Consider the following 11201-nt stretch of genomic DNA (forward strand, 5'->3'; position numbering starts at 1 on the left):
GGCAAGGCGGGCAAGGTGCAGGTCGTCGGTTACGACAACATCAACGCCATCAAGCCGATGCTCGCCGACGGCCGGGTTCTTGCAACCGCCGATCAATACGCTGCAAAGCAGGCGGTATTTGGCATCGACACGGCTTTGAAGGCGCTCTCCGGGCACCAGAAGCAGTCGGAACTGTCGAGCGTAGTGGAAACGCCGGTCAACCTGGTCACCAAGTAAGCGCATCAAGTCATCGGGTAGGCATTATCGGGCGTGCGTCGTCGCGCTTGGCTGCGGCGGCGCATACCTGAACGCCGCATGAGCGTAGAGTGTTCCGGCGCGCCCGGCTTTGGTTTCACCTGTTCAAACGTGTAGTACGCCCCGGCTCTTTGCTGCCGGGGCGGTACTCGCATTCAAGTACCCGTCCCAGCCCCTCATATTGATGCCAAGTCATAAAGCCCCTCCCGCCGACATAGCGCCGGTGCTGACCATTCACGGGATCGGCAAGACCTACGTCGAACCGGTGCTCGCGGACGTCTCGCTCCATTTGCGTCCCGGCGAAGTGCTCGCGCTGACAGGCGAAAACGGCGCCGGCAAGAGCACGCTCTCGAAGATCGTGGGCGGTCTGGTCACGCCTACGACCGGCTCCATGCAGCTTGGCGGTATTTCGTACGCGCCAACCAGCCGCAGCGACGCCGAAGCACTCGGCGTGCGCATGGTGATGCAGGAACTGAACCTGCTGCCCACGTTGTCGGTCGCTGAAAACCTCTTCCTGAATCGCCTGCCCAAACGTGGCTTCGGCTGGATCGACCGCACGGTGCTGCGCGAAGATGCGCGTCAGGCGATGGCCCAGGTCGGGCTCGACGCCATCGACCCGGATACGCTCGTGGGTGAGCTCGGCATTGGCCATCAGCAGATGGTCGAGATCGCGCGCAACCTGATTGGCGATTGCCGCGTGCTGATCCTCGATGAACCCACTGCCATGCTCACCGCTCGCGAAGTCGACCTGCTGTTCGAGCAAGTCGAGCGCCTGAAAGCGCGCGGCGTGGCGCTGGTCTATATCTCGCATCGGCTGGAAGAGCTGGCGCGGATTGCCGAACGCGCGGCCGTGCTGCGCGACGGCCGGTTGGTCCACGTCGACGCCATGAGCGAGCTCACCAGCGACAAGCTCGTCACGCTGATGGTCGGACGCGATATTGGCGAGCGTATCGATCTCGGCGAACGCCGGATTGGCGCGACCGCGTTCAAGGTGCAAGGCATGACGCGCGGCAACGCCGTGCGCGACGTATCGTTTGAAGTAAAGGCCGGCGAGATCTTCGGCATCAGCGGGCTGATCGGCGCGGGCCGGACCGAACTCATGCGGCTGATCTACGGCGCGGACCGGGCGGATAGCGGCAGCATTGAAGTCGCGCATCGCGGTGCGGCGCTCAAGACGGTCAGCATCAAGTCTCCGTCCGATGCAGTCAGCCAGGGCATTGCGCTCATCACCGAAGACCGCAAAGGCGAAGGTTTGCTACTGCCCCAGCCGATTGCCGCGAACATTTCGCTGGGCAATATCGGTGCGGTGTCGAAGCACGGTTTTATCGATGCCCGCCGCGAGACCGCCCTCGCGCAGAAGCAGATCGACGCCATGCGAATCCGCACGTCGAGCGCCGCGCAACCGGTGTCCGAACTCTCGGGCGGCAATCAGCAGAAGGTGGTGATCGGCCGCTGGCTCGCCCGCGATTGCACGGTGCTGCTCTTCGATGAACCCACTCGCGGCATCGACGTAGGCGCGAAGTTCGACATCTATGCGCTGATGGGCGCCCAGGCGCGCGAAGGCCGTGCGCTGGTGGTCGTGTCCAGCGACCTGCGCGAGCTGATGCTGATCTGCGACCGGATCGGCGTGATGTCGGCGGGGCGTTTGACCGGTGTCTTCGAACGCGATAACTGGTCGCAGGACGCGCTGCTGGCCGCGGCGTTCGCGGGTTACGCAGGCCGAGATAAAATCCTCGGCGAATCCATTGAACCGGGCGCCGAGACGCCGGACACCCCTATCACGGAGCACCAGTCATGACTGTACAAACAACGACGCCGAAATTGCAGACGGAGCCGCCCAAAAGCGCGAAGCCGATCGGCACCCGGCTGGGGTTCTCGAACTACCTGGGCCTGATGGGTGCGCTGGTCGCCATGATCGCGCTGTTCTCCGTGCTGAGCTCGCACTTCCTGACCTACGACACCTTCAGCACGATCGCGAACCAGATTCCCGATCTGGTGGTGATGTCGGTGGGCATGACGTTCGTGCTGATCATTGCGGGTATCGATCTCTCGGTGGGTTCGGTGCTGGCGCTGGGGGCTGCGGTGACCAGCGTGGCGGCTTTGCAATGGCACTGGGGGGCGCTCCCGGCCGCATTTCTCGGTATGGCCGGTGCGACGCTCACCGGCTGCGTGACAGGCGCTGTGACGGTGGGTTGGCGCATCCCTTCGTTCATCGTCTCGCTGGGTGTGCTGGAAGCGGCACGCGGCCTTGCATACCAGATGACGAACTCGCGCACGGCGTACATAGGCGACGCCTTCGACTTTCTCTCGAATCCCATCGCGTTCGGCATTTCCCCTTCGTTCCTGATTGCCATCGTCGTGATGGTTGTGGCGCAGCTCGTGCTCACCCGAACGGTGTTTGGCCGCTATCTGGTCGGCATTGGCACCAACGAGGAAGCCGTGCGGCTGGCCGGCGTCAACCCACGGCCGTACAAGGTCATCGTCTTTGCGCTGATGGGCCTGCTCTCGGGTCTTGCTGCCCTGTTCCAGATCTCCCGGCTTGAAGCGGCCGATCCGAATGCCGGATCGGGGATCGAACTGCAGGTGATTGCCGCGGTCGTGATCGGCGGCACCAGCCTGATGGGCGGACGCGGTTCTGTCATCAGCACCTTCTTCGGCGTCCTGATCATCTCGGTGCTGGCGGCCGGCCTTGCGCAAATCGGCGCAAACGAGCCGACCAAGCGGATCATCACCGGTGCGGTGATTGTGGTGGCGGTCGTGCTGGATACTTACCGCAGCAAACGGCGCATCATGTAAGCGTTGGCAACGCCCGGTTCTAAGCGCTCGCGCAGCCGCGCTCTGGATAGTTGATTCGGCCCTTGCAAGGGTGGATCGCGGGTGGTCGATGCAACACATCCCCATTTTCGGCGATGCCGGTAGTGTCCCAGCTTGGCTTGGCTTAGCGCGCTTATTGGCGCGCTGAACAAAAACCCAAGCCCCGCGACCGACCGGCTCGCCAGCAGGAGAAATTAAAATGTCCAAAGAAATGAAGCAAGGCTCCGTCCTCATCATGGGGAGTATCAATACCGACCTGGTCGCGCGATCGCCCCACCTGCCCCGTCCGGGCGAAACGATCAGCGGCCATGAGTTCTCGCAGATCTCCGGCGGCAAGGGCGCCAACCAGGCGGTTGCGGCTGCACGTATCGGCGGCCGCGTGGCCATGGCGGGATGCGTAGGCGGCGACGCCAACGGCGCATTGCGGCTGGCAGGGCTCGAGGCGGAAGGGATTGATTGCAGCGCGGTGGAAACCGACCCGTCAGTACCGACCGGCGTAGCGATCGTCACCGTAGCGGACGACGGCCAGAACACGATCGTCGTAGTGCCTGGCAGCAACGGCCAGGTTACCCCCGAGATGGTCAAGCGCCATGAGGCCGTCATCAAGGCCGCTGACGTGGTGGTGTGCCAGCTCGAAACCCCCTGGGATTCGGTGTATGCCACGCTCGTCACCGCCCGGCGATTCGGCAAGCTGACCGTATTGAACCCGGCGCCGGCTACCGGTCCACTGCCGCCTGAATGGCTTCCGTTGATCGACTATCTGGTTCCGAACGAGGTAGAGGCCGCGATCCTTGCCGGGTTGCCGGTTGAATCGCAAAGCGGTGCGCGCCGGGCGGCGAAAGAACTTCAGAGAGAGGGCGCGCGCAACGTCATAGTGACGCTCGGTTCGCAAGGCGCTTATCTGTTGCCCGAAGCGGGGGGAGAAGGCACACACTACCCTGCGCCGAAGGTAAGCGCGGTCGACACCACCGCGGCGGGCGACACCTTCATTGGCGTCTTTGCCGCGCAGTTGGCGTCACGGCAACCCATTGAGGCTGCAATCAGTCTCGCCCAGCGAGCGGCCGCCATTTCCGTCACGCGTGCAGGCGCACAACCCTCGATCCCGACTCGCCAGGAAGTCGACAGCGCGTCCTAGTCCTTTCCCGATAAGACCGTGAATCGACCCGCGCGAGTTAGCGTGCATGTACCGCTAGTCGCGTCTGACCAGCGATCCTGACAACGAGGAAATCGGGAACGAAACGATCAATGCTGATATGCAACGAACGAACGGCGCTGAGAACCGACGGCGCGTCGTACATGCATATCGCAATTGCCTGGTGGTGGCTGAGGACGTGCAGGGATTTCTTGCGGATTTCGGCTGTCCTGGCTTCGTCAGGAGCGGCCGGCAATGCGGAGCATGACAATCCGTCAAGCGTTCGTGACCGACCGGAACGAACGTCCGGTCGGTGCAGCACGGCGCGGGGTATGCCCCCTCACCGTGCGTTGCTGCGTCAGGCGGTCGTCTTGGAGGCTCGCGACGCTTGTGCGGTGGTGTCCTTCGCAGCCTTCGACGCGGCAGCCGTCGCTGCATCGAAACTGCTTTCAGCAAGTTCGACGGCCTGCTTCGTTGCCTTGTGAACCGTGTCGTAAGTGGTATTGGCGGCGGTGATCGTCGACTTCAGCAGTGCCACTGCAGTTTCCGCACCGGCCGGTGCGTTCTTCGTCAGATTGTCGATGAAGGACTGCGTGCTCTGGCTGTATTCGGCAAACTGCGCTTCAGCGACCTTGAGGAATTCCGCCTGGGTGCCCGTCAGGATCTCATACACATGACGGCTGTATGCCTGGGCCTTTTCGGCGGCCGGCTGCGCCAAGGCATTTTGAAGCTTGGCCAGTTCCTGCGGGTCTTTCCCGGAGAGCGTCTTCTGCGCGGTTTCCTGCGTTTCGGCGAATATCGACTTCGTGGCCTGCAGGTTCAGGTTGGTCAGCTTTTCGACGCCTTCGAACACCTTGTTTGTCAGGTTGAAGAATGTTTCGACATGGCTTTTTTGTGCTGCGGCGAACTGTTCCGGAGAAAACTGGGTCATCTCTATGCTCCTGGGTAGACGAACACTTGCGGGCACTAGCAGTTACTTCGAAAACATGATGCGAACGTGATGCGTCGCAACATCAAGTCCATTCTTTGTGCCACGAGCAAGGATGTCAAATGACATATTCGTGATAGCAAAGATGGCGGCGTCCCTGATTCAAGCGGTGCCGCGGGTAAGACCCGCAGCGGTACCGCGCCAGCTCGCTCCCCCGTCAGATGGAATCGATTTCATCGCCCATAAGAGTCAGACGACGGAACAGGCCGTGAACACACCGGTCCTGCGACGTCCCCGCGTATTCAGCGCGCCCGGATCAGCAGTTCATAGCTCGCGTCCTGATCTGCGGTGGACCGCTCGCCGCGCGCCCAACCCACCGCGCTGCGATAGGCGCCCATTGTCACGGGTTCGCCAAGGACACTTTCCTTCGGCCGGACCCGGTCGGCGAACGGCGCGACAAAAAGCGCGTCCTCGGGGCAATACAATTCGCACATGAAGCAGGTCTGGCAATCGTCCTGCCGGGCAATCACCGGAATTCCGTTCGGCACCGCATCGAACACGTTGGTCGGGCACGCAGTCACGCAGATATTGCATCCCGTACAGCGCGCGGCACTGACGATTTCGATCATGGGGCCGCCGCGATAGAGAAGTCCCCGTGTTCCTGATACGGCACTGCAAGCCGCCGCACCCACACCTCATCCAGCCCGCCGCTCACGAGCCGATGGTGTTGACGCGGGTCGAGGGCCCCATGCTCGCGCCTGCGATGCATGCCACGCGTCTCGGTGCGCTGCAGGGCGCTCCGATACATCCAGCGCGACGTCGCCAGCATGGCGGCCGCTTCACGGGCACGCACGGCCTCCTGAGCACTGCGTGCCGATGCGCAATGTCTCAGCCGCTCCCATAGGCCATCCAGGCGCTGCAACGAGTCTTCGAGCAGGTCGCCGCTTCGCGTCCAGTTGCGCTCATAGGGGAAGACCTCGGCCTGCACGGCGCGAATAACATTGGCGCTATCGTATGGGGCGTTTGCACTGCCCGCGTGCAAGCCCACTCCGCCTGCGCGCCTCAGGACACGCCGCGCCGTGGCGCGAGCGTCCCTCGAACGATCCGCCGCACCCGCGCCTGCCCAGAATCCCGACGACATCGCCCAGGCCGCATTGTGGCTGCCGCCACCGGTGAAGCCGCCACATATCAATTCGCGGGTAGCTGCGTCGCCCGCTGCGTAGAGTCCCTCGACCGAGGTTGCGCAGCTTTCGTCGACGACATGCAGGCCGCCCGTGCCGCGCACGGTGCCTTCGAGGCGCAAGGTCACGGGGAAGCGCTGCTCAAAGGGATCGATCCCCTGACGATCGAACGGCAGGAAGAAGTTGGGCTGAGCCGTACGCATCCATTGGCGAATGTCGCTGTCGGCACGATCGAGGCGCGCGTACACCGGCTGTGTCTGCAATGTATGGGCGATGATGCCCCTGCCGCGCGCCGAACCGGCGCCTTCGATCACCGAGCCATCCTCGTAGTAAAAGCTTGCCCAGTTGTAGAAGAGTGACTTCGTCACCGAGGAAAACGCGGGCCCCAGTCCATAAGCGTTTGAAAACTCCATGCCGGACAGTTCCGCGCCCGCTTCGGCAGCCATCAACTGGCCATCACCGGTAAGCACGTTGCAGCCGAGCGCGCGGCTGAGGAACGCGCATCCTCCTGTGGCGATCACGACAGCTTGCGAACGCACGAGCCAGGTGTCGCCCGTCTGCCGATGCACGCCGGCAGCGCCGGCGACCACGCCATGTTCATCGGTCAGCAACTCGAGCGCGGGGCTGTGATCGAGGATCCGGGCGCCGGATTGCTTGACCCGCTTGCGCATGAGTCGCATGTACTCGGGGCCCTGCAGCGAGTCGCGATGCTCGGTCCCTTCTGCATCCACCGGAAACGGATAACCCCATTCCGCCAGCCGCTCGGCATTGATCCAGGTCTGTTCGAGCACACGATCCATCCATGCGTGCTCGGCCAGTTCGCCGCCGAGGGCGAACCGGCTCGCCTTGGCTTTCTCGCGCGACTTGGTGTCGGGAGGAACGTGCCATAGCGCCGTGCCGGCGGGTGCCGTCGCCCCCGACGTTCCGCAAAAGCCTTTGTCCACCAGCAGCACCTTCGCGCCTTTGGCCGAAGCGCTGATCGCAGCCCAAGCACCCGCCGGACCGCCTCCTATAACCAGCACGTCCACCTCATGCTGCCCTGCCCCTTCCGCGCCCGACACGACTGGATTGCCTGAACCGCCGTTGCTCATTGCGTCTCCCGCGTCTGTACGGTGCTCACGATTCCTGCTCCTTCGGGCTCGTTGAAATACCCGCTATGAGAGCAACCATCCGAGCGCTGGCGCAACCATCTTGTTTTTCTATCGATACAGCGAAAACAGACATATGCATATCGCGAAACATGCGCCTCGTCGCGGCGGCGGAACGGTCGTCGCGACGGATCATCCATGCGTTGACGCAGCCGCCTTCGCGCTTTTAACGCGATCCATTGGCCGCTGCGCAGAATATGCAAAGCAAAAATCGTTGATTGTTCAAAACGTCGCCACGGCCAAGAATAGACCTCCATCCGAACGACCCGACGACGTGGAGCACGCAATGAGCAAGGCCAAGCGACAGATCAAGCTGGGTGCTTTCCTGATGGAGACAGGGCACCATATTGCTGCCTGGCGTCATCCCGATGCACACCTGGCCGGCGGACTCGATTTCTCGCACTACGCCCAGCTCGCGCAGGTCGCCGAGCGTTCGAAATTCGATGCGGTGTTTTTCGCGGACAGTGTCGGCATCCGTGACACGAATCTCGCATCGCTTTCGCGCACGGCACGCGCCGACCACTTTGAACCGCTGACCCTGCTCGCCGCCTTGTCGGTGGTCACAAAAAACATCGGCCTGATCGCGACGGTCTCCACAACGTTCAATGAACCGTTCAACGTCGCTCGCAAGTTCGCCTCTCTCGACCACTTGAGCGGCGGCCGCTCGGGCTGGAACCTGGTTACGTCGAGCAGCGAAACGGAAGCCCTCAACTTCGGCTTCGAGCAACACCCGGCTCACGCAGTTCGCTACGAACGCGCACGCGAGTTCCATGACGTGGTCGCGGGCCTCTGGGACAGTTGGGAGGACGACTCTTTCATTCGTGACCGCGAAAGCGGGATCTATTTCGATCCCGACAAGCTGCATACACTGAACCATCGCGGCAAGCATTTCAAGGTGCGTGGCCCGCTCAACGTCGCTCGCTCCCCGCAGGGCTGGCCGGTGGTCGTGCAGGCCGGGGCATCGGATGCAGGCCGCGAACTTGCCGCGCAGACCGCCGAGGTGATCTTCGTCGCGCACCAGACCCTCGATGAAGCGAAGGCGTTCTATCAGGACGTAAAGGAACGGCTCGTCAAGTACGGCCGGCAGCCTGACGACCTGAAGATCATGCCGGGCATCTTTCCGGTGATCGGCAGGACCCACGACGAGGCGCGCGCCAAGTTCAACGCACTGCAGCACCTCATTCATCCCGATGTCGGCCTTGCATTGCTGTCGAAAATGACCGGCGGTGTCGATTTATCGAAGTATCCCGTGGACGGGCCATTGCCCGACCTGCCCGAAACGAACGGCGGCAATTGTTGTTTGATCTGGCGCGGCGCGAAAACCTGAGCATTCGGGACCTGTACCTGCGCATAGCCGGCGCTCGCGGACACCAGCAGATCGTTGGCACTCCAGAGAGTATTACCGATCAATTGCAGGAATGGTTCGAAGAAGAAGGAGCGGACGGCTTCAACATCATGTCGCCATGGTTGCCGGGCGGACTGACCGAGTTTGCCGAGCTGGTCGTGCCGGAATTGCAGCGGCGCGGACTGTTTCGCACCGAGTATGAAGGTACGACACTACGCGAGAACCTGGGACTGCCGCGTCCGGGGAATCGTCACGCGCAGGTTATACGGCAACGCGCCGCGGGTTGAAGGGGTTTTCCGCGAAGTATTCGTAGCCGGGTGATGCGCGACTTGCGAAGCGGCACCCGGCTGTACCGCTAGTGCACCCATGCTTCCTTAGCCGACCCACTAGAGCCATACGGGCGAGATCCCCGACCGACCGCTCCCGGGCAGATTTGAGACAGTGCCCGTTCACAAGGAGGGGATCGCGAACGCCGTTTCGTGCCACTGCCCTATTGAACCAGGCGGTCGTTCGCGTAGCTGGATAGCGCCCAGGGTTGTGCGTCCAGTTTAGCGGCGCTCTCTGAAAGCAACGTTGAGAGCGGTCTTCTCCGTCCGCCTGGTATTCCCGGCGCGACTGGATAAATCTACCCCCCGCCTGGCCGGACCGGTAACACCGTCTTGTACTGCACACGCCGCAGGGTGATTGACGTGCTGACGTCTCGGACACCATCGATAGTCGCGAGCCGCGTCATAACAAAACGTTCGATGCCTGCAATGTCGCTGGCAACTACGCGCACGATGTAATCGAACGCACCGGTCATCAGATAGCACTCCATCACCTCCTCGCAACTCAGGATGGCGCGCTCGAAAGCGGCAAGCTTTTCGGCGGATTTCTCGATAGCGACTGACACATAGGCGTTGATCGGGAACCCCACCTTCTCTTGATCCAGCAGCGACACATATTTCGTAATGACGCCCGCCTCCTCGAGCAATCGAATTCGCCGATACAGCGGCGAAAGAGAGATGTCGAGCGATTCAGCCAGATCCGCAGTCTTGACATGAGCGTCACGCTGCAGCGCCTGCAAGATATCAACGTCAACGCGATCAAATTTCATTAGCTTTTTCTACCAGACAAATCAATCAAATCATCTATTTTCGCCACTAAATACCAGATATTTGGCTTAGTTTGGCACAGACCGCCGCTGCAAACTAGCTAAAATTATCTCGTATCGCACTGCAGCAGAACGGCTTGGCGTGCTTGCGCAGCAAGCCCCTGACAGGTGTTTCAACTTCCCCGAATGTCGAATCGCGGCGTCACCGTGGCCCGTTTCCGAGGTGCACGGAAGACGCAATTGAAAGGAGTGGACATGACTTTTTCGAATAGAAAACTGGATGGCAAAGTGGCTTTTGTGACAGGCGGTTCCCGCGGTATAGGAGCGGCAATCGCAAGGCGTCTCGCGAGCGAAGGCGCAGCCGTGTCGATAACCTACTCAAGCTCGAGTGATGACGCAGAGGGCGTCATCCGGGACATCGCTCGACTGGGGCGACGGGGCGTGGCGATCCGCGCGGACAGTGCGGACACAGAAGCGGTGAAAGCCGCGGTCGGATCGACGGCGAACCGCTTCGGAAGACTGGATATTCTTGTGAACAACGCCGCGATGTTCCGCGTCGGCCTGATTGACGATTTTTCGCTGGAACATATCGATCAGATGCTGGCAATCAACGTCAAGAGCCTGTTCGTCGCCATTCAGGAATCGCTGCGCTTTATGGAGAAAGGCGGAAGGATCATCAACATTGGAAGCGTCAGCAGCGACTATATGCCGATTCCGGGCGTGTCCGTATACGCCGCGACAAAAGGCGCCGTAGCGAGCATGACACGTGCGTTGGCGAGGGATCTCGGTAGCCGGGAAATTACGATCAATAACGTCCAGCCTGGAAGAATAGATACGCTGATGAATCCAGCCAACGGTCCGATGGCCGACCAGATCCGGAGCTCAATCGCACTGGGTCGCTACGGATCAGGCGACGATGTCGCGGGTCTTGTCGCTTGGTTGGCAAGCCCGGAAGCGGCGTTCATAACGGGTACGAGCCTGAAAGTCGATGGCGGCACGAGTGCTTGACGATTGCCTTCGAGCCCGCGAGGGCGCTCAGTATCATGAGCAGACCACGCAGGGCCTGACGGTCGATTCGCTTGCGGTGAAACGCAAGGCTCGACATAAGCGGGCGATATCGAAAGGCAACGGCGCAGCGTGAATGCCGGCCATCGCAGTCATCGAGATGGTCAAAATCAACAATGGGGGTCGCCCCTTGGCCGCTCAGGAACGGACGGCTGTGAATCTTCTTCGTGCGACTGAACCTGGCCGACCCAATATAGATAGTCCGTCCCGCTTTCATCGATACTGATGGCACTGGCAGCGAGCTGCCAGTCGAGGCGGGAC

At 61.6% G+C, this 11201-nt stretch carries 8 protein-coding genes and 2 pseudogenes; 6 read left to right on the forward strand and 4 right to left on the reverse strand.

The window, feature by feature from the left end; genetic code table 11:
* The 4 genes and pseudogenes from AWB69_RS44065 to rbsK all read left to right on the forward strand — a co-directional run.
* A pseudogene (locus tag AWB69_RS44065) lies at positions 1 to 216 on the forward strand (sugar ABC transporter substrate-binding protein); the annotation flags it as partial.
* Between the two features lie 202 nt (positions 217 to 418).
* Entirely contained in the window at positions 419 to 2032 is a 1614-nt protein-coding gene (locus AWB69_RS44070; protein WP_062093050.1) for a sugar ABC transporter ATP-binding protein, read from the forward strand.
* Entirely contained in the window at positions 2029 to 3030 is a 1002-nt protein-coding gene (locus AWB69_RS44075; protein WP_062093051.1) for an ABC transporter permease, read from the forward strand. Before AWB69_RS44070 ends, AWB69_RS44075 begins: the two co-directional genes overlap by 4 nt.
* A gap of 217 nt (positions 3031 to 3247) precedes the next feature.
* Positions 3248 to 4183 carry a ribokinase gene (rbsK, locus tag AWB69_RS44080; protein WP_062093052.1) on the forward strand — a complete coding sequence of 312 codons (936 nt, stop codon included), beginning with the start codon at positions 3248 to 3250 and terminating at the stop codon, positions 4181 to 4183.
* 355 nt (positions 4184 to 4538) lie between these two features.
* Here the strand turns inward: rbsK and AWB69_RS44085 are convergent, their stop codons facing one another.
* The 3 genes from AWB69_RS44085 to AWB69_RS44095 all read right to left on the reverse strand — a co-directional run bounded on the left by AWB69_RS44085 (position 4539) and on the right by AWB69_RS44095 (position 7380).
* Entirely contained in the window at positions 4539 to 5111 is a 573-nt protein-coding gene (locus AWB69_RS44085) for a phasin family protein (RefSeq protein WP_062093053.1), read from the reverse strand.
* A 299-nt stretch (positions 5112 to 5410) separates the two neighbouring features.
* Positions 5411 to 5737 (reverse strand): 4Fe-4S dicluster domain-containing protein, encoded by a 327-nt coding sequence (locus AWB69_RS44090; RefSeq protein ID WP_062093054.1) that lies wholly within the window; start codon positions 5735 to 5737, stop codon positions 5411 to 5413.
* Positions 5734 to 7380: an FAD-dependent oxidoreductase gene (locus tag AWB69_RS44095; protein ID WP_062093055.1), complete on the reverse strand. Its 1647-nt coding sequence runs from the start codon at positions 7378 to 7380 to the stop codon at positions 5734 to 5736. Before AWB69_RS44095 ends, AWB69_RS44090 begins: the two co-directional genes overlap by 4 nt.
* A gap of 343 nt (positions 7381 to 7723) precedes the next feature.
* Between AWB69_RS44095 and AWB69_RS44100 the strand changes: the two are divergent.
* Positions 7724 to 9069, forward strand: a pseudogene (locus AWB69_RS44100) (LLM class flavin-dependent oxidoreductase).
* 338 nt (positions 9070 to 9407) lie between these two features.
* Here the strand turns inward: AWB69_RS44100 and AWB69_RS44105 are convergent.
* Positions 9408 to 9878: an Lrp/AsnC family transcriptional regulator gene (locus AWB69_RS44105; protein WP_047847121.1), complete on the reverse strand. Its 471-nt coding sequence runs from the start codon at positions 9876 to 9878 to the stop codon at positions 9408 to 9410.
* 252 nt (positions 9879 to 10130) lie between these two features.
* On the opposite strand from AWB69_RS44105, the gene AWB69_RS44110 reads away from it, so the two are divergent.
* Complete coding sequence (locus AWB69_RS44110; RefSeq protein ID WP_062093056.1) at positions 10131 to 10883, forward strand: 3-oxoacyl-ACP reductase family protein; 753 nt, start codon at positions 10131 to 10133, stop codon at positions 10881 to 10883.
* The last annotated feature ends 318 nt before the right edge of the window (positions 10884 to 11201 follow it).

The organism is Caballeronia udeis (genome assembly GCF_001544555.2).
Lineage (GTDB): Bacteria > Pseudomonadota > Gammaproteobacteria > Burkholderiales > Burkholderiaceae > Caballeronia > Caballeronia udeis.

What these genes read in the sequence shown, in the direction of transcription:
- AWB69_RS44110 (WP_062093056.1), top strand. Translation starts at nt 10,131, where the DNA reads ATGACTTTTTCGAATAGAAAACTGGATGGCAAAGTGGCTTTTGTGACA.
- rbsK (WP_062093052.1), top strand. Translation starts at nt 3,248, where the DNA reads ATGTCCAAAGAAATGAAGCAAGGCTCCGTCCTCATCATGGGGAGTATC.
- AWB69_RS44095 (WP_062093055.1), bottom strand. Translation starts at nt 7,380, where the DNA reads ATGAGCAACGGCGGTTCAGGCAATCCAGTCGTGTCGGGCGCGGAAGGG.
- AWB69_RS44085 (WP_062093053.1), bottom strand. Translation starts at nt 5,111, where the DNA reads ATGACCCAGTTTTCTCCGGAACAGTTCGCCGCAGCACAAAAAAGCCAT.
- AWB69_RS44075 (WP_062093051.1), top strand. Translation starts at nt 2,029, where the DNA reads ATGACTGTACAAACAACGACGCCGAAATTGCAGACGGAGCCGCCCAAA.
- AWB69_RS44105 (WP_047847121.1), bottom strand. Translation starts at nt 9,878, where the DNA reads ATGAAATTTGATCGCGTTGACGTTGATATCTTGCAGGCGCTGCAGCGT.
- AWB69_RS44070 (WP_062093050.1), top strand. Translation starts at nt 419, where the DNA reads ATGCCAAGTCATAAAGCCCCTCCCGCCGACATAGCGCCGGTGCTGACC.
- AWB69_RS44090 (WP_062093054.1), bottom strand. Translation starts at nt 5,737, where the DNA reads ATGATCGAAATCGTCAGTGCCGCGCGCTGTACGGGATGCAATATCTGC.